Annotated in this window: 22 protein-coding genes and 1 pseudogene; 6 read left to right on the forward strand and 17 right to left on the reverse strand. The window is 69.6% G+C overall.

Annotation, left to right across the window (positions count from 1 at the left end; genetic code table 11):
• Nucleotides 1–85: 85 nt before the first annotated feature.
• On the forward strand, nucleotides 86–2,533 hold the full coding sequence (locus tag OG385_RS05230; RefSeq protein WP_266852268.1) for a DNA topoisomerase (ATP-hydrolyzing) subunit A: 2,448 nt from the start codon (nucleotides 86–88) through the stop codon (nucleotides 2,531–2,533).
• A 30-nt stretch (nucleotides 2,534–2,563) separates the two neighbouring features.
• On the opposite strand, the gene OG385_RS05235 is transcribed toward OG385_RS05230, so the two are convergent.
• The gene (locus OG385_RS05235) at nucleotides 2,564–3,715 is read right to left on the reverse strand and encodes a GTP-binding protein (protein ID WP_266852270.1); all 1,152 of its coding nucleotides are present in this window, start codon (nucleotides 3,713–3,715) and stop codon (nucleotides 2,564–2,566) included.
• Between the two features lie 152 nt (nucleotides 3,716–3,867).
• The gene (locus tag OG385_RS05240; RefSeq protein ID WP_266852272.1) at nucleotides 3,868–5,007 is read right to left on the reverse strand and encodes a citrate synthase/methylcitrate synthase; all 1,140 of its coding nucleotides are present in this window, start codon (nucleotides 5,005–5,007) and stop codon (nucleotides 3,868–3,870) included.
• Nucleotides 5,008–5,172: 165 nt separating this feature from the next.
• On the opposite strand from OG385_RS05240, the gene OG385_RS05245 reads away from it, so the two are divergent.
• Nucleotides 5,173–6,501 (forward strand): citrate/2-methylcitrate synthase, encoded by a 1,329-nt coding sequence (locus tag OG385_RS05245; RefSeq protein ID WP_266852273.1) that lies wholly within the window; start codon nucleotides 5,173–5,175, stop codon nucleotides 6,499–6,501.
• Between the two features lie 41 nt (nucleotides 6,502–6,542).
• Entirely contained in the window at nucleotides 6,543–8,177 is a 1,635-nt protein-coding gene (locus tag OG385_RS05250; protein WP_266852275.1) for a sensor histidine kinase, read from the forward strand.
• 111 nt (nucleotides 8,178–8,288) lie between these two features.
• Here the strand turns inward: OG385_RS05250 and OG385_RS05255 are convergent, their stop codons facing one another.
• The 7 genes from OG385_RS05255 to OG385_RS05285 all read right to left on the reverse strand — a co-directional run bounded on the left by OG385_RS05255 (nucleotide 8,289) and on the right by OG385_RS05285 (nucleotide 13,881).
• On the reverse strand, nucleotides 8,289–8,801 hold the full coding sequence (locus OG385_RS05255; protein ID WP_266852277.1) for an SRPBCC family protein: 513 nt from the start codon (nucleotides 8,799–8,801) through the stop codon (nucleotides 8,289–8,291).
• A 239-nt stretch (nucleotides 8,802–9,040) separates the two neighbouring features.
• Entirely contained in the window at nucleotides 9,041–9,532 is a 492-nt protein-coding gene (locus tag OG385_RS05260; protein WP_266852279.1) for a nucleoside deaminase, read from the reverse strand.
• A 66-nt stretch (nucleotides 9,533–9,598) separates the two neighbouring features.
• Nucleotides 9,599–10,006 (reverse strand): Dabb family protein, encoded by a 408-nt coding sequence (locus tag OG385_RS05265; protein WP_266852280.1) that lies wholly within the window; start codon nucleotides 10,004–10,006, stop codon nucleotides 9,599–9,601.
• Nucleotides 10,003–10,650 carry a TetR/AcrR family transcriptional regulator gene (locus OG385_RS05270; RefSeq protein WP_266852282.1) on the reverse strand — a complete coding sequence of 216 codons (648 nt, stop codon included), beginning with the start codon at nucleotides 10,648–10,650 and terminating at the stop codon, nucleotides 10,003–10,005. The genes OG385_RS05265 and OG385_RS05270 overlap by 4 nt, the downstream gene beginning before the upstream one ends.
• Before the next feature lie 334 nt (nucleotides 10,651–10,984).
• Nucleotides 10,985–12,016 (reverse strand): ABC transporter substrate-binding protein, encoded by a 1,032-nt coding sequence (locus OG385_RS05275; RefSeq protein WP_266852284.1) that lies wholly within the window; start codon nucleotides 12,014–12,016, stop codon nucleotides 10,985–10,987.
• A 157-nt stretch (nucleotides 12,017–12,173) separates the two neighbouring features.
• On the reverse strand, nucleotides 12,174–13,076 hold the full coding sequence (locus tag OG385_RS05280) for an ABC transporter permease (RefSeq protein ID WP_266852286.1): 903 nt from the start codon (nucleotides 13,074–13,076) through the stop codon (nucleotides 12,174–12,176).
• Nucleotides 13,066–13,881, reverse strand: a complete 816-nt coding sequence (locus OG385_RS05285) for an ABC transporter ATP-binding protein (protein ID WP_266852288.1) — start codon at nucleotides 13,879–13,881, stop codon at nucleotides 13,066–13,068. Before OG385_RS05285 ends, OG385_RS05280 begins: the two co-directional genes overlap by 11 nt.
• Nucleotides 13,882–14,049: 168 nt before the next feature.
• Here OG385_RS05285 and OG385_RS05290 point away from each other — a divergent pair, with 168 nt between their 5' ends.
• Complete coding sequence (locus tag OG385_RS05290) at nucleotides 14,050–14,772, forward strand: response regulator (RefSeq protein WP_266852289.1); 723 nt, start codon at nucleotides 14,050–14,052, stop codon at nucleotides 14,770–14,772.
• Here OG385_RS05290 and OG385_RS05295 read toward each other — a convergent pair.
• From OG385_RS05295 to OG385_RS05305, 3 genes are all read right to left on the reverse strand, one after another.
• Nucleotides 14,746–16,338, reverse strand: coding sequence for a cation acetate symporter (locus tag OG385_RS05295; protein ID WP_266860646.1), 1,593 nt, complete (start codon nucleotides 16,336–16,338; stop codon nucleotides 14,746–14,748). The two genes, OG385_RS05290 and OG385_RS05295, sit on opposite strands and share 27 nt — an antisense overlap.
• Nucleotides 16,339–16,349: 11 nt before the next feature.
• Nucleotides 16,350–16,820 carry a DUF485 domain-containing protein gene (locus OG385_RS05300; RefSeq protein WP_266852291.1) on the reverse strand — a complete coding sequence of 157 codons (471 nt, stop codon included), beginning with the start codon at nucleotides 16,818–16,820 and terminating at the stop codon, nucleotides 16,350–16,352.
• A gap of 202 nt (nucleotides 16,821–17,022) precedes the next feature.
• Nucleotides 17,023–17,583 carry a TetR/AcrR family transcriptional regulator gene (locus OG385_RS05305; protein WP_323183931.1) on the reverse strand — a complete coding sequence of 187 codons (561 nt, stop codon included), beginning with the start codon at nucleotides 17,581–17,583 and terminating at the stop codon, nucleotides 17,023–17,025.
• Here OG385_RS05305 and OG385_RS05310 point away from each other — a divergent pair.
• Nucleotides 17,473–18,155 (forward strand): annotated as a pseudogene (locus OG385_RS05310) (zinc-binding dehydrogenase); the annotation flags it as partial. The gene OG385_RS05305 and the pseudogene OG385_RS05310 sit on opposite strands and share 111 nt — an antisense overlap.
• Nucleotides 18,156–18,244: 89 nt before the next feature.
• On the opposite strand, the gene OG385_RS05315 reads toward OG385_RS05310, so the two are convergent.
• The 4 genes from OG385_RS05315 to OG385_RS05330 all read right to left on the reverse strand — a co-directional run bounded on the left by OG385_RS05315 (nucleotide 18,245) and on the right by OG385_RS05330 (nucleotide 22,871).
• Entirely contained in the window at nucleotides 18,245–18,919 is a 675-nt protein-coding gene (locus OG385_RS05315) for a response regulator transcription factor (RefSeq protein WP_266852297.1), read from the reverse strand.
• Entirely contained in the window at nucleotides 18,916–20,064 is a 1,149-nt protein-coding gene (locus OG385_RS05320; RefSeq protein ID WP_266852299.1) for a sensor histidine kinase, read from the reverse strand. Before OG385_RS05320 ends, OG385_RS05315 begins: the two co-directional genes overlap by 4 nt.
• On the reverse strand, nucleotides 20,061–20,582 hold the full coding sequence (locus OG385_RS05325; protein WP_266852301.1) for a CcdC protein domain-containing protein: 522 nt from the start codon (nucleotides 20,580–20,582) through the stop codon (nucleotides 20,061–20,063). Before OG385_RS05325 ends, OG385_RS05320 begins: the two co-directional genes overlap by 4 nt.
• A 168-nt stretch (nucleotides 20,583–20,750) precedes the next feature.
• Nucleotides 20,751–22,871 (reverse strand): type IIA DNA topoisomerase subunit B, encoded by a 2,121-nt coding sequence (locus tag OG385_RS05330; RefSeq protein WP_266852302.1) that lies wholly within the window; start codon nucleotides 22,869–22,871, stop codon nucleotides 20,751–20,753.
• 432 nt (nucleotides 22,872–23,303) lie between these two features.
• Here OG385_RS05330 and OG385_RS05335 point away from each other — a divergent pair, with 432 nt between their 5' ends.
• Nucleotides 23,304–23,534, forward strand: a complete 231-nt coding sequence (locus OG385_RS05335) for a hypothetical protein (RefSeq protein WP_266852304.1) — start codon at nucleotides 23,304–23,306, stop codon at nucleotides 23,532–23,534.
• A 238-nt stretch (nucleotides 23,535–23,772) separates the two neighbouring features.
• On the opposite strand, the gene OG385_RS05340 is transcribed toward OG385_RS05335, so the two are convergent.
• Nucleotides 23,773–24,600: a trypsin-like serine protease gene (locus tag OG385_RS05340; RefSeq protein ID WP_266852305.1), complete on the reverse strand. Its 828-nt coding sequence runs from the start codon at nucleotides 24,598–24,600 to the stop codon at nucleotides 23,773–23,775.
• Nucleotides 24,601–24,711: the final 111 nt, after the last annotated feature.

The raw sequence follows: 24,711 nt of genomic DNA on the forward strand, positions 1-24,711 counted from the left end.
GGGTCGCGGTCGGTGTTGTCAGTGGGACAGTCCACAATGGTCGGCGTCAGTACCGGACCAGGCACGTGAAGGAGCCGCAGCAGCGATGGCCCGCCGCAGCACGAAGACCCCGCCGCCGGAGGACTTCGAGGAGAAGATTCTCGACATCGACGTGGTCGATGAAATGCAGGGCTCCTTCCTGGAGTACGCGTACTCGGTGATCTACTCACGGGCCCTGCCGGACGCCCGTGACGGCATGAAGCCCGTACACCGGCGCATTCTCTACCAGATGAACGAGATGGGGCTGCGGCCCGACCGCAGCTATGTGAAGTGCGCCCGTGTCGTCGGCGAGGTCATGGGCAAGCTGCACCCGCACGGCGACGCGTCGATCTACGACGCCCTGGTGCGGCTCTCGCAGCCCTTCTCCATGCGGCTCCCGCTGGTCGACGGACACGGCAACTTCGGCTCGCTCGGCAATGACGACCCGCCGGCCGCGATGCGGTACACCGAGTGCCGGATGGCTGACGCCACGTCGCTGATGACCGAGTCGATCGACGAGAGCACCGTCGACTTCGAGCCCAACTACGACGGCCAGGAGCGCGAGCCCGTCGTGCTCCCGGCCGCCTATCCGAACCTGCTGGTCAACGGCTCGTCCGGGATCGCGGTCGGCATGGCGACCAATATGCCCCCGCACAATCTGGGCGAGATCATCGCGGCGGCCCGCCATCTGATCAAGCACCCGGGCGCCGACCTCGACACCCTGATGCGCTTCGTGCCGGGCCCCGACCTGCCGACCGGCGGCCGGATCGTGGGTCTTGACGGGATCAGGGACGCCTACGAGCGCGGGCGCGGCACCTTCAAGATCCGCGCGACGGCCACGGTGGAGGACGTCACCCCGCGCCGCAAGGGCATCGTCGTCACCGAACTGCCCTTCGCGGTCGGGCCGGAGAAGGTCCGCGCCAAGATCAAGGACCTGGTGGCATCGAAGAAGCTCCAGGGCATCGCCGACCTGAAGGACCTCACGGACCGGGCGCACGGACTGCGGCTGGTCATCGAGATCAAGAACGGCTTCGTGCCCGAGGCCGTGCTCGAACAGCTCTACAAGCTCACCCCGATGGAGGAGTCCTTCGGGATCAACAACGTGGCGCTGGTCGACGGACAGCCGCTGACGCTGGGCCTCAAGGAGCTGCTGGAGGTCTATCTCGACCACCGCTTCACGGTCGTCAGGCGGCGCAGCGAGTTCCGCAGGACCAAGCGGCAGGACCGGCTGCACCTGGTGCTCGGCCTGCTCGTGGCGCTGCTCGACATCGACGAGGTCATCCGTCTCATCCGGTCGAGCGACAACTCGGCGCAGGCCAAGGAGCGGCTGATCTCGCACTTCTCGCTGAGTGAGATCCAGACGCAGTACATCCTGGACACTCCGCTGCGCCGGCTCACCAAGTTCGACCGGATCGAGCTGGAGAGCGAGCGCGACCGCCTGAACGAGGAGATCGAGGAGCTGACCCGGATCCTGGAGTCCGACGCGGAGCTGCGCAAGCTGGTCTCGGGCGAACTGGCCGCGGTGGCGAAGAAGTTCTCCACCGACCGCCGCACGGTGCTGCTGGAGTCGGCGGGCACCCCGGTCGCCGCGGCCTCGCTGGAGGTCGCCGACGACCCGTGCCGGGTACTGCTGTCGTCCACGGGGCTCCTGGCGCGTACGGCCACCGCCGACGCGCTCAGCACGGAGGGCCAGAAGCGCACCAAGCACGATGTGGTGGTCTCGGCCGTACCTGCGACCGCGCGGGGCGACATCGGTGTGGTGACGTCGGCCGGGCGGCTGCTGCGGCTCGCCGTGATCGACCTGCCCCAGCTGCCGGACACCGCGGCCGCGCCCAGCCTGGCGGGCGGCGCGCAGATCGCGGAGTTCGTCTCGCTCGCCGACGGTGAGGAGGTCGTCTGCCTCACCACGGTCGACGAGTCGTCACCAGGTCTGGCGATCGGCACCGAACAGGGCATCGTCAAGCGGGTGGTGCCCGACTACCCGGCCCACAAGGACGAGTTGGAGGTCATCGGCCTCCGGGACGGTGACCGGATCGTCGGCGCGGCCGAACTGCGCACCGGTGACGAGGACCTGGTCTTCATCACGGACGACGCGCAGCTGCTGCGCTACCCGGCCGGGCAGGTCAGGCCGCAGGGACGCCCGGCGGGCGGTATGGCAGGCGTCAAGCTGTCCGACGGGGCCAAGGTGATCTCGTTCACCGCGGTGGATCCGGCGGCGGGCGCGATGGTCTTCACGGTCGCGGGCTCGCACGGCACGCTGGACGACTCGGTGCGTACGGCGAAGCTGACCCCGTTCGACCAGTACCCGCGCAAGGGCCGGGCGACCGGCGGGGTGCGCTGCCAGCGCTTCCTGAAGGGCGAGGACCTGCTGGTGCTCGCCTGGGCGGGAGAGACCCCGGTACGGGCCGCCGCCGCGAACGGCGCCCCGGCCGAACTGCCCGACCCCGACCCGCGCCGCGACGGCTCGGGCCTGCCGCTCACCTCGGCGGTGGCGAAGCTCGCGGGGCCGGTCTAGCCCGGACCCGCACATCGGCCGCGCCGGTGTTCAGTACAGCAGCCCGGCCTCTTCGGTCCCGTCCGGTTCCCCGGGCCCTTCGGAGAGGCCGGGCACGTACCGCAGGACGCCCCACATGGATTCGGCGGGGACGTCCTGCGGAGCGTGCTCCCGGCAGCCGTCCAGCCGGGCGCGTACCGCTTCGGTGTCGATGCCGGAGCCGATGAGGACCAGCTCGGTGAGGGTCTCCTCGCCCTCGGCCCGGGGCGAGGGGTAGAAGCGCAGGAAGTTGCCCACCGCGTGCAGGGTGTACTTCTCCGGGTGGCCGGGGACCCCGAAGTGGACGAACCCCTTGATGCGGTAGAGGCCGTCGGGCCGTGCGTCCAGGAACTCCATGAGCCGCCGCGGGTTCATCGGCTCGGCCGAGACGAACCCGACACTCTCGTAGAGCGCGTGCAGATGGCCGCTGTGATCACCGTCGTCCGCGCGGCTGCCCGCTTCCGCCGGTGCGGTGTCCGTCCCGGCCGGCCCCCGGTCGTCACGCACGTCGTCATGCACGTCGTCACGCAGGTCGTCGAAGGAGAGCTGCCCGACGCGCTCACCGGCCGGTCTGCGGTCGATGAGCAGCCCGGGGTCGATCTGCCCGTACGCGGCACTGACCACCGGAACCCCGACGGCGTGCTCGCCGACCGCGGCGCGGATACGCGCGCGGCCGGCCTCGTCCACCCGGTCGGCCTTGTTGAGGACGACCAGATCGGCGAGGGTCAGATGGCGGTCGGTCTCGGGGTGGCGGCTGCGGGTCGCGTCGAACTCGGCTGCGTCGACGACCTGGACGAGCCCCCCGTACACGATGTCCGGATTGTCGCTCGCCAGGATCATCCTGATGAGCTCCTGCGGCTCCGCGAGGCCGCTCGCCTCGATCACGATGACGTCGATCCGCAGGTCGGGGCGGGAGAGCCGGCCCAGATACTCGTCGAGTTCGCTGGTGTCGACGGCGCAGCACAGACAGCCGTCGCCGAGCGAGACCATCGAGTCGACCTGCCCTGCGACGGTCATCGCGTCGATCTCGATGGCGCCGAAGTCGTTGACGACGGCGCCGATCCGGGTGCCTCGGCTCTGCCGGAGCAGATGGTTGAGCAGCGTGGTCTTGCCGGATCCGAGGAATCCCGCGAGGACGACGACGGGCACGGGTTTCCTGGACATGGGGACCGATCCTAATCGAGCCGCACACCGCGAAGACCGGGCGGACCGGGCGGACCGGGCAGGAGCCGCCCCCCGCCGGCCCCTGCCTGAAGCACCCCGCAGGCGCACCCGCCCGCTGCCCACCCGCCGCACCCCGGCCCGCACGGACCAGATCAGCCGATGGCCGGCACCGGCTGCGGCGGGGGCGGGCCCACATAGCGGGCCGCAGGGCGGATGATCTTGGAGTCCGCCGCCTGCTCCAGGATGTTGGCGCTCCAGCCGATCACCCGCGCCACACAGAACGTCGGTGTGAACATCTCGCGCGGCAGCCCGCACTGCTCCATGACGACCCCGGCGTAGAACTCGACGTTGGTGTGCAGTTCACGACCGGGTTTGAGTTCGGCGAGCAGCGCCTCCACCCGCTCCTCGACCTGGACGGCGAAGTCGACGAGCGGCCCGCCGAAGCTCAGGGCGATCTCCCGCAGCATCCGCGAGCGCGGGTCCTCGGTCCGGTAGACGGGGTGCCCGAAGCCCATGATCCGGTCGCCCGCCAGCACCCTCTCCCGTATCCACGGGTCGATCCTGTCCGGTGTGCCGATCGCGTCGAGGGTGTCGAGCGCCCGGCTCGGCGCCCCGCCGTGGAGCGGCCCGGAGAGGGCGCCGACCGCGCCGGTCAGGCAGGCCGCCACATCGGCGCCGGTGGACGCGATGACGCGGGCGGTGAAGGTGGAGGCGTTGAAGCCGTGGTCGACGGTGGAGACCAGATACTGCTCGACAGCGCGCGCCCGGTCCGGGTCCGGCTCCGAACCGGTGATCATGTAGAGGTAGTTGGCGGCTGCGGGCAGGTCGTCACGCGGCTCGACGGGCTCCAGACCCTGGCCGATCCGGTACAGCGCGGCCAGCAGCGTCGGTACGACCGCGCAGGCCGCGAGGGTGTCGGCGACCCGGCGGTCCGTGCCGATGTCGTAGACAGGCCGGAAGTCCGACTCGGCCCCGAGCAGGGAGAGCGCGGTCCGCAGCCCGGCGAGCGGACCGGATCCGGCGCGGGCGATGGCAGGCAGTACCTCCCGGACCCCGGCGGGAAGCCGGCGCAGCGCGGCGGTCCGGGCGGTGAAGGCCTCGCGCCGGGCGGCGTCGGGGAGTTCACCGTGGAGCATCAGGTACCAGACGTCCTCGAAGGTACGGAGCCGGGCGAGGTCGACCGCCGAGTACTGCCGGTAGTGGTAGAAGCCCTCGCGGCCCCGCACATCGCCCAGTTCGGTGTCCGTGACGACTACGCCCGCGAGCCCTCGTGGGGCGGTGATGGTGGACATGGCTGTCTCCTTGGTCAAAGTGCGCCGCTCGGTCACAGTGCGCCGCGTGGGACGTGTCCCGTCAGGTGTGCTCCGTGACGCGTTCCCTCTTCATTGATTCGACTGTCCATGATTGACTTGGATCCTGTCAATGTTGATTGAATCAATATAGATACGGTGAACCACATGAGCGATCAACCAGCGGCAGCGGAACCCTGGCGGCTGACCACCAGGGAGGCGGCCGACCGGCTCGGAGTGAAACCGGAGACCCTGTACGCCTATGTCAGCCGCGGCCAGCTCGGCAGCCGCCGCGCACCGGGCGGCCGGGGCAGCACCTTCGACGCCGCCGAAGTCGAGGCGCTGGCCGCACGCGGCGCCCGGCGGGAGCCCCAGCCCTCCGGTGCCGACCTCGCCTTCCGCACCGGCGTGACACTGATCGACCCGGACGCCGACCGCTACTACTTCCGGGGGGTGGACGCGACCGAACTCGCCGGGCGGTACGGCTACGAGGAGGTGGCCGAATGGCTGTGGACCGGAACGCTCCGCCCCGGGACGCGGTTCACCGCTCCCCCCGAAGCGCTGGCGGCCGGGCGGCGCGCGGTCGCGGCACTGCCCGCGCACAGCACGGCGATGGACCGGCTCCGGGCGGCGGCCGTCGCCGCGTCGGCTGCCGATCCGCTGCGTTTCGACCTCTCGCCCGACGCCGTACTGGGGACGGCACGCGCCCTGATCCCCACGCTGGTGGGCTCACTGCCACCCGTGGCAGGCGCACCGGGCGACGCTGCGGCGGAAGCCGGGACAGCCGGAGACGCAGAAAATGACAGGGACGGGGCAGACAGCGACAGGACGGGGCTGGCGCGCGGGCTCTGGCGCCGGCTCACCGCACGCACACCTGACGACAGCTCACTGGCCGTACTGGAGGCGGCTCTTGTGCTGCTCATCGACCACGACCTGGCGGCGTCCACGCTGGCGGCACGCGTCGCGGCATCCGCCCGCGCGCACCCGTACGCCGTCGTCTCCGCCGGGCTCGGCGCGCTGGAGGGCCCCCTGCACGGCGCGGCCAGCGGACTGGCCCACCGGATGCTGGCGGAGGTGCTGGAGCGGGGCGGGGCGGCCCCGGTCGTCGCCGACCATCTGCGGGCCGGGCGGCGGGTACCGGGGCTCGGGCACCGGCTCTACCGGGGCGAGGACCCCCGGGCCGCGACGCTCTTCGCGCTGCTCGACCGGGTCCCCGCGGCCGGTCCCGCGCTCGCCGCCGCCCGCGACGTGGTGACGACGACGGCCCGCCACACCGAGCTGCACGCCAACGTCGATCTGGCACTCGCCGTGCTCTCGGTGGCCTCGGGAATGCGCGCCGAGGCGGGGGAAGCGGTGTTCGCCGTCGCCAGGACGGCAGGCTGGATCGCCCATGCCCTTGAGGAGTACGCGGAACGGCCGCTGCGGCTGCGCCCGAGCGGCCATTACAACGGCCCGCGCCCACCACGTGCCCTGCCCCTGCCCGTACCCCTGGCGTGAGAACTTCCGGTAGCTCCTCCCGCCCTCTACCGTTCTGCCTCATGAACACCGGACACCCCTGGAAACGTCGCATCGGGCTGCCCCGACGGGTGTTCTCCCAGGTGCTGCTGATGCAGCTGACCATCGCCGGCGGCGTACTCGTCCTGGCCACCGGCCTCTTCCTGCGCCCCCTCGGCGCGCAGTTGGACGACCAGGCCATGCGCCGTGCCCTCGCGATCGCCGAGACCACCGCCTCGCCCCGGCTCGCGGCGGAACTTCTCGCCTCGCGGCCGACACCCGGCGGCCCCGTCCAGGCCGAGGCCGAACGCATCCGGCACGCCACCCACGCCGAGTACATCGTGGTCATGGACCTGCACGGAATCAGGTGGTCGCACACCACCCGCTCCGAGATCGGCCGCCCCGTATCGACGAGCGCCGACGCGCCGCTCTCCGGCCACGAGGTCATGCAGATCGACAGCGGCACCCTCGGCCGGTCCGCCCGCGGCAAGGTCCCGCTGCGCGACAGCCACCACCGGATCGTCGGCGCGGTGTCGGTCGGCATCAGGTACGACAGCGTGCGCGCTCATCTGCTCGCGGCGATCCCGGGGCTCCTCGCGTACGCCGGCGGTGCGCTCGCCGCCGGGGCGCTGGCCGCGTATCTGATCTCCCGAAGGCTCCAGCGGCAGATGCACGACCTCGCGTTCTCCGACATCTCGGGACTGCTCGCCGAGCGTGAGGCGATGCTGCACGGGATCCGCGAGGGCGTCGTCGCGCTGGACGGCGGCGGCAGGATCCGGCTCATGAACGACGAAGCCCAGCGACTGCTGGACCTCGGCCCCGAGATCATCGGGCTCCCCCTCACCGAGGCGCTGGGCGAGGGGCGCACCACCGATGTGCTGGCGGGCCGGGTCACGGGTGAGGACCTGCTGGCGGTACGCGGCCGCCGCGTCCTGGTCGCCAACCGGATGCCCACCGACGACGGAGGCGCCGTGGCCACTCTCCGCGACCGGACCGAACTGGAGCGGCTGGGCCGTGAACTCGACTCCACCCGCGGGCTGATCGACGCCCTGCGCGCCCAGGACCACGAGCACGCCAACCGGATGCACACACTTCTCGGCCTCCTCGAACTGGAGATGCACGACGAGGCCGCTGAGTTCATCACCGAGGTGGTCGGGGTACACCGCACCACCGCCGAGCAGATCACCGAGAAGATCCATGATCCGCTGCTGGCGGCCCTGCTGGTCGGCAAGGCCACCGTGGCGGCGGAGCGCGGGGTCACCCTGCGCCTCACCCCGGAGACGCTGCTGCCCGACGGGCTGGTCGACCCGCAGGGCCTGGTGACGATCGTGGGCAATCTGGTGGACAACGCCCTGGACGCGGTGTCCGGTTCAGCCGGCGCGCGGGTGGAGGTCGAGCTGCTCACCGAGGGCCATACGGCCGTTCTGCGGGTCTGCGACACCGGCGATGGGATACCGGAGGAGCAGCATGAGCTGATCTTCACCGAGGGCTGGTCGACCAAGAAGCCGCCCGCGCACGGCAAACGCGGGCTGGGGCTGCCGCTGGTGCGCAGACTTGCCGAGCGGCAGGGCGGCAGCGCCGGGGTCGGGGCCGGCGCCGACGGTGGGGCCGAGTTCACCGTCGTACTCCCGGAGGCGCTGACCGGGCAGCGGACGGCGGCACAGGAGTCGGCCGTCTGACGACCGGGATGTGCGGTGCGCTCCTGCCCGCAGGGCTCTGGTGCCGGCCGGGCCTTTCGTACGGATCAGGCGTGCCGGGCCCGTGAGCCCGGCACGATCCGGACGTGAGCCCTACGCCTCCGCCTCGGCCTTGACCCCGGCCAGCGTCGCCTCGATGCCATTGCGCAGCAGCGCCAGGCGGCCGGCGATGATCTCTTCCTCCTGCTCCGGGTGCTTCTCGACGAAGTCCTGCAGCGGGCCGCGGGCCGCGCCGATCCGCATGCCGTGCTGCAGACGGGTGCCGGCCCCTCCCGCGACCGGCTCCAGCGTGTACGTCCATATCGCCAGCGCGTCACCGTCGCGCCGGTCGTGGTCGTAGACGACCTCCCACTGGAAGGTGCGAGGCTCCTCCAACTCCGCGATGCGGCTGACGGTGTGCCACTCCCCCAGCCCTTCATTGCGGTTGCGGCCGGAGAAACACGCGCCGACGGCCGGACCTTCGACGCCGTCCAGCCACGCCACCTCCTGCAGTTCCGGACTGTGCCGGGCCGAGGTCGCGATGTCCGACACCAGCCCCCACACCTGCTCCGGTGCAGCGGCGATCTCGATCTGGCACTCGATGTGCGGACCGTCGGCAAGACGCATGGTGCTACCTCCAGGGAGTGTTCCGGGCCGCACACAGCCGAGGCTCGAACTCGGATCCTGGACACGGATCGCGGCGTCGGCCAGGGTAGTTGATGGTGCTCGCAGTGGTCTCGGAAACCTGGTGGCGATGCCGGCGTCGGCGCCGTACCGGCCGTGCCGCGGTCTGTCCGCCGTCGAAGGTGCGGCGTCCGGGGACCGGGACGCTCACAGCTGTGCAGACCGTCCCGGTCCGGATGGGGTCAGCCCCAGAACCCCTCGTGGACGGCGCGCGCACCATCCATGTCGACGGGTCCGACGACGGGCAGATCGCGCTGGCCCGCTGCGAAGACGTCACGGCAGGGCAGGGCCATGGTGGGGTTCTCCGGGTCGGCTCCGGTCATGGCGAGCAGCTGATCCTCGCCGAGTGCGTAGACGACACGGCCGATGCCGGACCAGTAGATCGCGCCGGAGCACATCGCGCAGGGCTCGGTGCTGGTGTAGAGGGTGCAGGTGCGCAGGAACGCCGCGTCGTATGCGGCGGTGGACAGGCGCACCAGGTTGGTCTCGGCGTGGCCGGTGGCATCGCGTTCGGTGGTGACGGTGTTCTCCGCCTCCAGCAGGATCGTGCCGTCGGGGCCGGCGAGGACCGCGCCGAAGGGGTGGTTACCGGCCTCGCGGGCGCGCCGGGCGACCGTGACTGCGGTGTGCAGGTGCTGGACGTCGGTGGCGGAGGCGGTCTGGGCGGCGGCCATAGGGGAATCTCCTCTGGTTGAGCCGGAAAGGGAACCTCGGGGTTGGACCGGAACGGGCAATGACGGTCAGCCCACCGGTGCGCTGCTCCCGGTGTAGGAGGGCAGATCGGTGACCAGCTGGGTGAGGACCGGGTCGTCCGCGTAGCGGCGCGCGTGGAGTTCGGCGATCTTCTGGGCGATGTCGGGGTCACCGCTGTCGGTGGTGTCGTAGGAGACGAACGTTTCGAGCAGCGGCAAGCCGATCCGGTCGGTCCGGGCGTGTGAGGGCGCCCTCAGATACTCGTCGTACCCGTCGAGGTCCCTGAGAACGAAGACGGCGCCGTACTCGAACTCGCCGCCGACATCCCTGCCGACGACGTACTGCACGACCGCTTCGATGGACTCGCCCTGGTTGCGCAGGCTGTCGAGAGCCTCCTCCCGCTGCTCGGCGGTAACGGTCTCCTTGAATGCGAAACGGTTGTGGTGATAGATCATTTCTCTCCCCTGTCTGCCGGGCGGTCGACGGTCGGGCGGCGCTCTTGAGGGTGCGCGGGCGGTCCTGACCAGTAGCCGAGCAGCGCCGACACGGCCTGACCTGCGAGGTGATGGGCACGGGGGAATCCGACGTCCTCGATCGCCCCGATACCTGCGAGGCCGTGCAGCGCGCTCCACAGCAGATCGCAGGCGTCCTCGGTGCAGTACGCTCCGGCTCCGGTCTCGGCCGCCCACGCGTGAATGATCTGCTGGGTGAAGACGAGCACGTCGGCGGCGGCCGCGCGGCGGGTTGAGGCGTCGACGTCCGTGCCGGGCCCGCCCGACATGAGCTGGTACGGTCCCGGTCGCGATCGAGCGAACTCCAGATACGCGGCTGCCGCCAAGTGCGGCCCCCGCGAAGCCGGTTCGTCGGCGACCGCAGCCCGCATCCGCTCCAGCAGGTCCGTGTTGCCCCGCTCCAGCAGCGTCCGCAGGACGGCTTCCTTGCTCGGGAAGTGCTGGTAGATCACTGGCGCGCTGTAGCCGATCTCGGTGGCGATCCGCCGGATCGTCACGGCCTGCCAGCCCTCCGCCTCCGCCATCCGGCCGGCGGTTTCCAGAATTTCTGCGAACGTCCGCCGACGCACCTCTTCCCGCTTCCCCACCCGAACTCCTAACGCCGTTAGATTATCTAACGGCGTTAGCATTTTGCGGATCTCCGGTTCTGTCAAGCCCGCCCGGCCCTCCGCCCTGCCTGCGATCGCACGCACCGGTGCACAGGTGCGGCGCCCGACCGACAGGCCGGGCGCCGCAATCCGTACATCACACCTGCGAGGTGGCCCCGCGGCCGAAGTGCCGGGCGAAGACCGCGGCCGTGATCCCGGGGTCGGGCGCCAGGAACGGCACTCGGGCGGTGTCACGGCCGCCGGGAAGCCACCAGCCCGGACACGCCGGCCTCCACCCGTTCTGCCGCGACGTGATCACCACTCCGGACAGCCCCTAATGGGCCTTCTTCGCGAACTCCGTCGTGTACGTCTTGGACAGGTCCACCGTGGCGTTCTTGAGGTTGGGGTTGAACGCCTTGAGCACCTTCTCGACCGTCTCGGGGCCGTTGGCCGGCATCACCCCGTCCTTGGTGAACATCGGCAGGGTCGCCTTGATCGACTGCGCGTAGAGGCTCTTGCCGCCCTGCGCGTAGTCCGCCGGCATCTTCGCCGCGATCTCCTCGGGAGAGTGCGACGACATCCACTTCAGGGTCTTCACGAACGCGTTGACCAGCTTCTGCACCGCCGGCTTGTGACCGTCGACCCAGTCGGCGTTCATGTAGAGGCTGGACGAGGGGTAGGGACCGCCGAGCGCCGCCTGCGAGCCCTCGGGGGTACGCATGTCGATGAGCACCTTGCCGAGCTTCTGGTCGAGGATGTTCGCGACCGTCGGGTCGGTCGTCATACCGCCCTGGATCGAGCCCTGCTTGAGCGCGGCGATGAACGTCTGCCCCGCGCCCACCGCGACGGGTGTGAAGTCGCTGCTCTGCCCGCCCGCGCGGACCGCCAGGTACTTGGTGAGGAAGTCGGTGGACGAGCCGAGGCCGGTGACACCCAGCTTCTTGCCCTTGAAGTCCTTGGGGCCGGTGAGGGATCCAGCCGCCTTGTTGGAGACCACCTCGACCTCGCCGGGCGCATGCGAGAACTGCACCACCGACTCCACGTGCTTGCCCTTGGACTGGAGATCGAGCGTGTGGTCGTAGAAGCCGACGGTGCCCTGGACGTCCCCGGAGACCAGCGCGGTCTCGGCCTGGACACCCGCGGGCTCGGTCAGCAGCGAGACGTCGAGGCCCTCGTCCTTGAAGTAGCCGAGCCGCTGGGTGAGCATCGCGGGCAGATAGATGACCTTGTCCAGGCCGCCCACCATGATCTTGATCTTGCCGGCGTCCTTGCCCTCACTCGGGGAATCGCCGCCGCAGCCGGTGAGCGCGGTCAGCGCCAGCACACCTGTCACCGCGACTGCCGACACTCTGCTGATGCTGCGCATGTTCATCACGTCCCTGTGATTCGTACGAAGATTTGTGCGGAGATTTGCGCGGAATTGCCTGGCGCGGAATCTGCCGGGAGGTCCGGATTCGGGGCCGGGGCACCGGGGTGCGAGCCGGGGGCGCCCCGGCCCCGAAGCGGGGGCGTCCTCGAAGCCGTCAGCGCTCGCTCCCGGCATCCACCGGTCGCCATCGGAACAGCCGCCGCTCGGCGAAGGTGAGCAGTCCTTCGGTGATCAGGGCGACGACCGCGAGGATCACCATCGCCGCGTACACACCGGCGGCGTTGAAGGTTCCCTGAGAGGCGGACACCAGCAGTCCGAGGCCCTTGGTCGCGCCGATGTACTCGCCCACGATCGCGCCGATGAGGGCGAAGCCGAAGCTGACATGAAGGCTGGTGAAGATCCAGGAGGTGGCGGAGGGGATGACCACCTGGAAGGTGACACGCCGGTTGCTCGCGCCGAGGATCCGCGCGTTGGCGACCAGGTTGCGGTCGACTTCCCTGGCGCCCTGGAAGGCGTTGAAAAAGACGGGGAAGAAGACCAGCACCACGGCGGATGCGACCTTCGAGGCCGGGCCGAGACCGAACCAGATGAGGAAGACCGGCGCCAGCACGATACGCGGAATGGCGTTGAGGACCTTGATGTACGGGCCGAGCACATCGGAGAGGAACCGGATGCGGCCGAGAGTGATACCCAGGACCACACCGGCGATCACACCGATGACCCAGCCGAGCAGCGCCTCGTACATCGTGTACCAGATCTGTTCCCAGAGGGATCCCTGAGCGGTGCCGTGCAGCGCCCACTCCCGGATCTGGTCCCAGATCTTCGACGGCATCGAGAAGTTGAAGGGGTCGATGACCTTGGCGCGGGCCAGGATCTCCCAGAGGGCGACCACCGCGATCAGCAGCAGCGCACGGCTCACGTACACCACCGCGCGGCGGTTGCGTGCGGCCCGCTGGCGCTCCTCGGTCCGGCCGGTCCGCTTGTCGGGGGTGGCCGTCGGGCCGACGGACGGCAGGGTGGTGGTGGCACCCGGCACGGGTTCGGTCTCAGGCGGCATCAGCGGCACCTCGCTCACGGGTGATACGGACTTCCTCGCCCAGCGAGGCCCAGATCTCGCGGTAGATCTCGACGAACCGTGGTTCGAGCCGGACGGCCTCGACCTTGCGGGGCCTGGGCAGGTCGATCTCGAAGACCTGTTTGACGGTCGCCGGGCCGGCCGTCATCACCACCACCCGGTCGGCGAGCGCGATGGACTCCTCCAGGTCGTGGGTGACGAAGACGACCGAGGTACCGGTGCCCGCGCAGAGTTCGAGGAGTTCGTCGGACATCAGCGCCCTGGTCTGGACGTCGAGCGCGGAGAACGGCTCGTCCATCAGCAGGATCTCGGGATCGTTGACAAAGGTCGCGGCGAGCGCGACCCGCTTTCGCTGGCCTCCGGAGAGCTGGTGCGGGTAGCGGTCCTCGAACGCGGAGAGGCCGACACGGGCCAGCCACTCGCGGGCCTTCTCCTTGGCTTCGGCCTTCGGTGCGCCGCGGAAGCGCGGGCCCGCCATCACATTGGACAGGACGGTCCGCCAGGGGAAGACAGCGTCCTGCTGGAAGACGAATCCGACCTTGTCGCCGATGCCGCGGACCGGCTCACCGGCCACCAGTACCTCGCCCTCGGTGGGCTCCTCCAGGCCGCTGACCAGGGTCAGCGTGGTCGACTTGCCACAGCCCGTGGGGCCGACGACCGCGACGAACTCACCGCGCCCGACGGTGAGATCCAAGTCCCGCACGGCGGTGTGCGGCACCCCCGACGGGGTCCGGAACACCTTGCTGGCGCCCCGCAGCTCAATGGCGGGGCTCGTGTCTGTGCTCATGAACCGGGACCGTAGATGTGGCACACAGCACAGCGGCAGCCTTGTGGGCGCAAGGCAGTCTTCTGCCTGCAAGAGACTGTTGTGCTCGTTTTGCGCGCGCTACAACTACGTGGTTAACAAGAACGTCTCAGACCGGTAATGGCACCGGTAATGACAGAGAGCGGCCCGATGATTGATGTCCTGGTGGTCGATGACGACTTCCGTGTCGCTGAGATCAACGCTGCGTACGTGGGGAAGGTTCCCGGATTCCGCGTCGCGGCCCGTGCGCACAGCGCCGCCCAGGCCATGGCCGCACTGGAGCGCGAACGCATCGATCTGGTCCTGCTCGACCACTATCTGCCGGACGAGACGGGACTCTCACTGGTCCGGCGGATGCGCGAACTGGGCCACCACACCGACGTGATCATGGTGACCGCGGCCGGCGACGTGGCGACCGTGCAGGCAGCCATGCGCCATGGCGCCCTGCACTACCTGGTCAAACCGTTCACCTTCTCGGTGCTGCGTTCCCGGCTGGAGGGCTACGCGGCGCTGCGGCGCACGGTGAGCCGCGTCGTAGGCAGCGGGCAGTGCGCGGGACAGGAACAGGTCGACCGGATCTTCGGCGCGCTGCGGACCACCGGGCCCGCCGCGTCATCGGGCCTGCCCAGCGGGCACTCCGTACCGACTTCCGACCTGATCCGCGAGGTTCTGACGGGCGCCCGGCAACCGCTGTCGGCGCACCAGGTGGCCGCCCGGACGGGGCTGAGCCGCTCCACCGCACAGCGCTACCTGCGGCAGCTGGAGCAGACGGGGCGGCTCAGACTGACCCTGAAGTACGGGGACACGGGGCGGCCCGAGCATCGCTACGCCTGGGCCGCGCCCGGATCAGACGGCCCCGGCACCGGTCAGTGACCGCACCTCCGTCTCGGCGTGCCGGGCGGCGTCCGGCGGCTCGGACGAGGTGACCGTACCGAGCCAGCCCGCGAGGAATCCGAGGGGGATGGAGAGCAGGCCCGGATTCTCCAGGGGGAAGAACTGGAAGTCCACGCCGGGGAAGAGCGAGGTGGGGCTCCCGGAGACGACCGGCGAGAGGACCACCAGGACGACTGCGGGGATGAGCCCCCCGTACACCGACCAGACCGCGCCGCGCGTGGTGAAGTTCCGCCAGAACAGCGAGAAGAGCAGCACGGGGAGATTGGCCGATGCCGCGACGGCGAAGGCCAGCCCCACCAGGAACGCGACGTTCAGGTCCTTCGCCAGCAGACTGAGCCCGATGGCCACGGCACCGATCCCGGCCGCCGCGACCCGGGCGACGGCCACCTCGCTGCGCTGCTTGGCGCTGCGGCGTGTGACGGTCGCGTAGAGATCGTGGGCGACCGAGGCCGACGAGGCCAGCGTGATCCCTGCGACGACGGCGAGGATGGTGGCGAAGGCCACGGCGGCGACCACGGCGAAGAGGACCGTCCCCCCGGTGGACTCCGCTCCCCCGCCGACCTCCAGAGCGAGCAGCGGTACCGCGGTGTTCCCGGCCGGGTTCGACGCCCGTACCTGGTCGGAGCCGACGAGCGCGGCCGCACCGAAGCCGAGCACGATCGTCATCAGATAGAAGCCCCCGATGAGCCCGATCGACCAGACGACGGAACGGCGGGCGGCGCGAGCGGTGGGCACGGTGTAGAAGCGCGACAGGATGTGCGGCAGCCCGGCCGTTCCGAGGACCAGCGCCAGGCCGAGGCTGATGAAGTCGATACGGGAGGTCCAGTCTCCGCCGTACTTGAGTCCGGGAGCCAGGAACTTCATGCCGTGGCCGCTGCGGTGCGCGGCGGAGTTGAGCAGCAGGTTGAAGTCTCCGTGGAAGCGCACCAGGACGAGCACCGTGAGCAGGATCGATCCTGTCATCAGCAGGACGGCTTTCACGATCTGGATCCAGGTGGTGGCTCGCATCCCGCCGAGCGTCACATAGATCACCATCAGCGCCCCGACACCGATCACGGCCCAGGCCTGGGCCGCGCCGCTGTTCCCGCCGAGCAGGAGCGAGACGAGGCTTCCGGCACCGACCATCTGCGCCACCAGATACAGCACCGACACCGTGACGGATGACGAGCCCACCGCGATCCGGACCGGGTGTTCACTCATCCGGGCCGCCACGACATCGGCGAGCGTGAACCGGCCGCAGTTGCGCACCAGTTCTGCCACCAGAAGCAGAACGACCAGCCAGGCGACGAGGAATCCGACCGAGTAGAGCATGCCGTCGTAGCCGAAGAGCGCGATCAGTCCCGAGATACCGAGGAAGGACGCCGCCGACATGTAGTCGCCGGCGATGGCGAAACCGTTCTCCATCGGGGAGAAGAGGCGCCCGCCGACGTAGAACTCCTCTGCGGAACCATGCCGGTTGCGGCCCACCCAGGTGGTGATCGCGAGGGTGGCCGCGACAAAGACGCTGAACAGCAGCAGCGCCAGGGTCTGGTGCTGCGTGGTGATCGCATGGTTGCTCAACGGCTGATCCCTCGTGTCAATTCCTGTGTGTCCCAGCGGAGATCGAGCGCCGCCCGGTCCCTGCGCAGCCGCGCGTGACGGGTGTATGCCCAGGTGAGCAGGAAGGTGGAGAGGAACTGCCCGAGCCCCGCCAGCATCGCCACATTCACCGCTCCGGCCACCGGGCGCGCCATGAACCCCGGTGCGGCCGTGGCCATGACGACATACGCGAGGTACCAGACGAAGAACGCGCACACCGCGGGGACGACGAACCTCCGGTAGCGGCTGCGCACTTCCTGGAAGGCGGAGCTGCTCTGTACCTCCAGGTAGATGTCGGCCGCGCTGCGTCCCCGCTCCGGGGCGGCCTGCGCCGGTACGGCCACGGGAACACCGGTGCCGTCCGACTCGCCCCAGCCGGAGGCCAACGCGTCGTACCAGGGGTCGTCCAACCGCACCTCAGCGGCGTCGAGCCCGTCGTCCTTCTCCACCGAACACCCTCTCCCTGTGCGCGACCGCTTCAGCCGCGTGCCCAAGGATGGGTACTTCGGAGGGCTTCCGAACCCTTATCGCCCCCTCTTCACCCCTTTAGGTGATGGACCAGGCAACGGACCAGCGCACGGCACTCGACGATCCGTTCCAACTGTTCCAAGGGATTCAGCGGTTCACGCGGAGAGCCTGGATATCGCTCGCTCACGGTCGGGCGCCGGCCGGTGCTGCGGATGCCAGTCGTGCCGCTGGTGGGAGCGGTGCGTGGTGGGGGCAGGCTTCGAACGCCTGGATCGCCAGCGCTGCGAAGCGCCGGGAGGCCGTGACCTGGGCGGCGGTGGATGTGGCGTGGATCCCCTTGCTGGCCATGAGGACGAGGAAGAGGTCGTCCAGGACGAAGCCGGGCCTCAGGCGCCCTGCGTCCTTGGCCCGCCGGACCAGTCCGACGACTGCTTTCACCGTGTACTCACGTCCCGCAACATCGGGCGCCCCCGGGAGTGTTGACAGGAAGGCTTCGGTGAAACCCCGGTCGCGTGCGTGCAGTTCACAGATCCTCTCGATCGCCAGGCAGAGGCCACGCCACGGATCAGGATCTGCGCACCCCTCGTCGACGATGGTGCGGCATGCACGCAGCTGGTCCGCGAAGGCTCCGGCGGAGGCTACGTCGAACAGGCCGTCACTCGGGTCGATGAGGTCCTCCCCCTGCCCAGTGGCCTGTCCGCCGTCGACGCGGTGACGCTCGGCACCTCGGGTGCGGTGGCCCACTTCGGGCTTCGCCACGCCCACTTCGCTCCCGGGGAGACGGTCTTGGTGCGTGGCGCGGCCGGCAGCATCGGGATCATGGCAGTGCAGCTCGCGGCTCCCGGTGGCGCCGCCGCGGTGGCGGTCACAACATCGTCGGCCGAGCGCGGTGAGCGGCTGCGGCGTCTCGGCGCGACCCATGTGCTGGACCGCTCCGGCAACGGACGGGAAGGGGCTCCCGCGGGCTATGACGTCATCATCGACGTTGTGGCCGGTGAGGACATGCCGTCCTTCTTCAACCGACTCAACCCGAACGGCCGCATGGTCGCTGTGGGCGCTGTCGCAGGTCAGCCGCCTGCGCACTTCGGTACGAAGATGATGGCGGCTTTCCAGAAGTCGATGTCCTTCGCGACTTTCAGCGCGGCCACCGTCACCCAGGCCGACCTGCGTGCCGTGCGCAGCGAACAGTTGGCCGCAGCCGGTCGCGGCGAGACCGAAACGGTGGTGCACGAGGTGCTGCCACTGGACCAGGCCGTGCTGGCTCACAGAAGATGGCCGCGGGCGAGGTCTTCGGCAGGATCGTGCTGACACCGTAATCGAAGGTATCCACGCCGCAAGGGCGGGCCGGAACAGCCCAACGCACCCCCGATCAAGAGCCGTTGCGGCAGGTCATCGAATCCGTCACCTAGGTGACGGTCGCTCCCGGCGGGAGGGCGAGACCGTGCCGGTAGGCATAGCGCACGGCCTGCGCCCGGTCGCGGATCCCGGTCTTGGCAAAGAGATTGTTGATGTGCGTCTTCACGGTGGCGGGCGAGATGTGCAGTGAGCGGGAGATCTCCGAGTTGGACAGCCCTTCCGCGATCAGGGCCAGGATCTCGGCCTCCCGGGGGGTGAGGCCGTCGGGCAGCTCCACGGCGGTCCGCGGGGCCGGCGCGGGCGGCGCGGTGACCCGCTCGACGAGGAGCCGCTGCACGCTCGGCGAGAGCCCGGCCTGTCCGGCCATGACGTCCTCGATGGCCCGGACGATCTCCTCGCCCCCCGCGTCCTTGGTGAGGTACCCGCGCGCCCCGGCCTGGAGTGCGGGAAAGAGCGAGTCGTCGTCGGAGAACGTCGTGAGCACCACGACCTGAGTGGACGGATACTGCTCGCGGATACGACGGGTCGCCTCCACCCCGTCGCAGCGTGGCATCCGCAGGTCCATCAGGACCACGTCGGGGGCGTGTTCGCCCACGAGCGCGACGGCCTCCACTCCGTCCCTCGCCGCTCCCACTACCTCGACCCCGGGCAGCAGCCCCAGCAGCATCACGATGCCCTCACGCACGACGGACTGGTCGTCGGCCACCACCACCCGTGCCGTCATGCCGGCACCCTCAGCCGTACCAAGAAGCCCTCCTCATCGGGTCCAGCCTCCAGCGTCCCGCCGAGCAGCTCGGCGCGCTCCCGCATTCCGACCAAACCGTATCCCGAGCCACTGACAGCGAGCTCATCAACCGCTTCCCCTCGGCCCGAGTCCCGTACTTCCAGGGTGACTTCGTCCGGCAGATACTCCAGCCGCAACCGGACCTCGGCGCCCGGAGCGTGTTTGCGCACATTCGTCATCGCCTCCTGCGCCACCCGCCGTACGGTCTGCGAGGCCTCGGCGGGCAGCTGTCTGCGATCCCCCGTCACAGCGAGCCGCGAACTGCCCGCCACCTCCTCCAGGAACTCCTCCACCGGCGTCATCTCACCACGCAGCGCCGAGAGCGCCTGCCGGGTCTCGACGAGCCCCTCACGAGCCATCCCCCTCGCCGCCACCACCCGTTCCAGGATCTGGTCCCGCCCCGCGTCGCGCTCGATCAGCAGCCTGGCCGCCTCCAGATGCACCATCTGCGCGGAAAGGCTGTGGGCGAGAACATCGTGGATCTCCCGGGCGATACGGGAACGCTCGGCCAGCGCCGCGGACTCCGCCTCGGCCGCCAGGGCCGCCCGCTCCTGCACCAGCAGCCGCTGAGCACTGCCCCTGGCCTCCGCGTCGAGCCGCATCACGTAGCCGACAAGCGCCAGCCCGACGGTGGTCACCGCGATCGTCAGCCGCTGGCCATCGCTGAGCAGGGCATAGGCACCGAGGGCTGCGGCCGTACAGGGCAGTGCTGCCGCCAACGGCAGCCGCTCCAGTGCGGTGACGGCGCAGCCGCACCAGAGCACGGCGGCAGGAGCGGTGAGCCCCGTCCACTCCGCCAGGGCGGCGACGCCCAGCAGCACCGCGAGCAGCGCCACGGAAGGCCACAGACGGTGCTCCAGGCTGGTCCGGAAGAGGGCCCAGGTCGCCCCCACGCAGACGGCGAGGCCGGACACCGCGGCGACCAGCGCCCCGGCGTCGTCGCCCACCTTCGTGAAGGTGCTCCACAGGAGCACGCCGAGAGCGATGCACCGTACAGCCCAGTTGAGCGAGCGCCGCGCACTGGTCAGGTCCGTCCGGGAAAGAGCCTCCCGGGAGGGCCAGCTCGTCCAGGCGCCGGGCGTCATACGCGGTCCTTCCTTGCCCCTCCGGGCGATGCTGCGGCAGGGACACCGTACGACGGGTGTATTCGCCCGGCCCGCCATGCCAGCACCCCGGCCCGTACGAGCAGGGAGGACGCCAGCGCGAGCAGCATCGCCCCGGTCCCGAGGCTCACTCCGGCCAGCGCGCCAAGACCCGCCACCCCGAACCTGACGATCATCCCCACTATCCAGACGGCCGCCGTGGCCTTCGTGCCCCTGGTCCAGACCGACCCGTCCGGCTCACTCCACACCTTGGTGGTCCAGGCCCAGCCCGCGCCCATGAGCAGGCCGGCCAGCAGCTCGCCCCCGATCACCAGGACGGACAGAGCGGGGTGATGCGCGTCGAGCAGGCCGTGCTGGCGCAGGGCGACGAAGACCAGGATGGCCGGCAGCAGCCACCAGCGCCTGTCGTGATTGACCTGCTGGGGCCGGAACTGCCGCACGAGCACCAGGGCGATGACTGCGACAGCCACCGCGACGTCGGTGAGCGTGGACGCTGACATGGGGGCCTCCGGTGAGCGGGGAAGGTTGATGCCTTCGACGCTACGGAAACCGACGGGTCAGCAGATCGGAGCAGAGGTGGACTCCGGGTGGAGCTTGCGGCTCCACCCACGGGTGGAGACCCCGTGGGTGGAGCAGAGCCAGTGGGTGACTCGGAGCCGGCAAGTGACTCAGGCGTCGATCCGCGAACGGTCCAGCGTCGCGGCCGAGCTGGTGATGAACTCCTTGCGGGGCGCGACCTCGTTGCCCATCAGGAGGTCGAAGACCTGCTCCGACGACTCCAGGTCGCCGATGTTGATCCGTCGCAGCGTACGGAACCGCGGGTCCATCGTGGTCTCCGCCAGCTGATCGGCGTCCATCTCGCCCAGGCCCTTGTAGCGCTGGATCGAGTCCTTGAAGCGGACGTTCTTGCGCTGGAATTCCAGCAGCTTCTGCCGGAGCTCGTTGTCGGAGTACGTGTAGACGTACTTGTCCTGGCCCTTCTTGGGCTGGATCAGCTCGATGCGGTGCAGCGGCGGTACCGCGGCGAAGACCCGGCCCGCCTCCACCATCGGCCGCATGTACCGCTGGAAGAGCGTCAGCAGCAGGATGCGGATGTGCGCGCCGTCCACGTCGGCGTCGACCAGCAGGACGATCTTGCCGTACCGCGCCGCGTCGATGTCGAAGGTCCGCCCGGAGCCCGCTCCTATGACCTGGATGATGGCGCCGCACTCGGCGTTCTTCAGCATGTCCGAGACCGACGCCTTCTGGACATTCAGGATCTTGCCCCGGATGGGCAGCAACGCCTGGAATTCTGAATTCCGGGCGAGCTTGGCCGTACCGAGCGCTGAGTCCCCCTCGACGATGAAGAGCTCGCTGCGCCCCACGTCGTCACTGCGGCAGTCGGCGAGCTTCGCCGGCAGCGACGAGGACTCCAGGGCGGTCTTACGGCGCTGGGCGTCCTTGTGCTGGCGGGCCGCGATCCGGGTACGGGCCGCCGCGACGGCCTTCTCCAGTACCGCACGTGCCTGCGCCTTGGAATCGCGCTTGGTGGAGGTCAGGAAGGCCTTGAGCTCCTTGGCGACGACGTTGGACACGATCCGGTTGGCGGCGGAGGTGCCGAGCACCTCCTTGGTCTGGCCCTCGAACTGCGGCTCGGCGAGGCGCACGGTGACCACGGCGGTCAGCCCCTCCAGCGCGTCGTCCTTCACCACGTCGTCCTCGGCGACCCGCAGGAGCTTCGCCGAGCGCAGCACCTCGTTGACCGTCCTGGTCAGTGAGCGCTCGAAGCCCGAGACATGCGTGCCGCCCTTGGGCGTCGCGATGATGTTGACGAAGGACCTGACCGTGGTGTCGTAGCCGGTGCCCCAGCGGAGCGCGATGTCCACGCCGAGATCACGGGTGACCTCGGTCGGGGTCATATGACCGCGGTCGTCCAGGACCGGGACGGTCTCCTTGAAGGTGCCCTGCCCGGACAGCCGCTGCACGTCGCAGACGGCCTTGTCCTGGGCGAGGTACTCGCAGAATTCGCTGATGCCGCCGTCGAAGCGGAACGTCTCCTCGGTCTTCCCCGCGCCGTCGAGGCCGCGCTCGTCGCGCACGACGAGCGTCAGCCCGGGTACCAGGAACGCCGTCTGGCGGGCCCGCTGGTACAGGTGGTCGAGGGAGAGCTTGGCGTCCTTGAGGAAGATCTGGCGGTCCGCCCAGTACCGGACACGGGTGCCCGTCCTCGCCTTGGGTACGCGCTTGCCCTTGAGTAGCCCGTTGGCCGGGTCGAAGGGGCTGTCGGGGCCCGCCTCGGTGAAGATCCCGGGGACGCCGCGGCGGAAGCTGATGGAGTGGGTGGCACTGCTGCGGTCGACCTCGACGTCCAGCCGGGCGGAGAGGGCGTTGACGACAGAGGCACCGACACCGTGCAGACCGCCGGAGGCCGCGTACGAGCCACCGCCGAACTTTCCGCCCGCGTGCAGCTTGGTCATCACGACCTCGACGCCCGAGAGCCCGGTCTTGGGCTCGACGTCGACCGGGATCCCCCGGCCGTTGTCCCGGACCTCGACGGAGCCGTCCTCGTGGAGGATCACATCAATGTGGTCGCAGTAGCCACCGAGAGCCTCGTCGACCGAGTTGTCGATGATCTCCCAGAGGCAGTGCATCAGACCGCGGCTGTCGGTGGACCCGATGTACATCCCGGGCCGCTTCCGGACCGCTTCGAGCCCTTCGAGTACGAGCAGGTGCCGCGCGGTGTAGTTGGAGCCGTCACGGTCTGCACCGCTCAGCAGCGCAGTGGAAGGCACGGACGTATCGGCGGTCACGCGGTTCGCTCCTCGCTGAATTTATTTTGGGACCCAATGGGTAAGGCCCGGGCGTCGGTCGCCCGTCAGAGCCTACCGAGCCCTGGTAGAGCCGTTGTTACGCCACCCTAGAAGAGACGGGCGCCAAACCTGCACCGTACACCTGTTCGATAGCTCGATGGAGTGAAGCACACATCACGTTCCCTTCGAGGCATGAACCATTTAGGCTCCGGGCACGTCCTCATCAACAACCGGCAGCCAGTCGGGAGGATCAACCGAAGACAAGCAACGCGAAACCGTAAAGCCACCGCAATACGGCTTATTCGCCGCCAACCGGCAGCTGACAGCCACCTTGACAAAAAGTTTCAAGGAAAAGCCCCGAGCGGGAACGTTTTGGGCCTGGTTGGATGTTGACCCTGGTACGACAGCTCGTCGAGCTAGAGAAGAGGCGACGTGACTACTGTTCTGACCCCCGCGAGCCCGCTGACGGCCGCTGACCGCTGCGACCGATGCGGCGCCCAGGCATACCTGCGCGTTGTCCTCACCAGCGGTGGCGAACTGCTCTTCTGCGCCCACCACGGTCGCAAGTTCGAGCCAGAACTCAAGAAGATCGCCGCGGACATCCAGGATGAGACGGATCGCCTGACGGCCGTCCCGAGCCATTCCGAAGAAGAGGACCGCTGACACCTCGCACCCACGACGAGCCAAGGACCGGTATCAGCCCGGTCGACGGGCGGCCCCGCCTGCACTCCACAGGAGAGGCCGCCCGTTCTCATGCCCGGGCCCGGAGAGCACCCACCGGGCCCCCGAGGGCGTCGGCCGGGGCTCTGACGCGTCACGTGCGGCGCCAGGGCCCCACCGCCCGTGTGTCCGGTGGTGGGGTGGCCAGTGACCAGGCACAGCCGCCGCCAGGCGTCCTCCGTCAGCTGTGCGACTCCACAGCCTGAGCCATCGCGGACATCCGCGTGTAGACACCCGGGCTCTTCGCCCTGCCGCAGCCCGCACCCCACGAGACCAGTCCGATGAGCCGCCCCCGAGCAACCAGCGGCCCTCCGCTGTCGCCCTGACACGCATCGTGACCACCCTGAGGCTCACCGGCGCACAGCATGGTCTCCGACTGGAAGGTGCCGCTCGACGACCCGGGGTACGCGGATGCGCACTGCGCGTCCGGCAGCACCGAGACACGGGTGGCGTGCAGCCCCGACGGATAGTCCCCCGTACCGGCCGTGTCCCCCCAGCCGTAGACGGTCGCATCCGTGCCGGGCTCCTCAGCAGGGTCGTGCGGATCGGCGATTCCGATCGCGTACGAGCGGGGCAGCGCCCGGGAAAGCCTCAGCACGGCGAGGTCTGCCGCGTTGCTGACCCGGTCGTACCGCGGGTCGGTCCAGGTGGACCGCACGCGGATCTCACGGCCGGCCGACGTACGCAGATCACTGCGGCCCGCAACGACCGACAGATCACGCACTTGGCCCAGCGGGGCCCCGAGGACTTCCTGGCTCAGGCAGTGGGCCGCCGTCACGACCGCCCGCGGCGACACCACCACTCCCCCGCAGAACTGGCCCGCCCTGCTCCCTCCGAAGCGCTCACGGCTGGATACCGCGACCACCCAGGGGCTGTCGGTCACGGACACCCCCTGGCCACCGATCACCGCCATCCCGGCGGCGGACGCGGACCCGGGCACGCCCAGCGGCAGCGCTGTCGCGGCCAGCGCCAGCACGCCTGTCAGTGCTCGGACGATAGGACGACACATACGACTTCCTGACTCTCCAGTGAACTTGTCTCACTCAGAGTGAATCAGTCTCGTGGCGCATACACCCACACCGGAAACGCGAAGCGGGCCCGCATCTCTCGTTACGGAGAG

The organism is Streptomyces sp. NBC_01306 (assembly GCF_026340465.1).
Classification (GTDB): Bacteria; Actinomycetota; Actinomycetes; order Streptomycetales; family Streptomycetaceae; genus Streptomyces.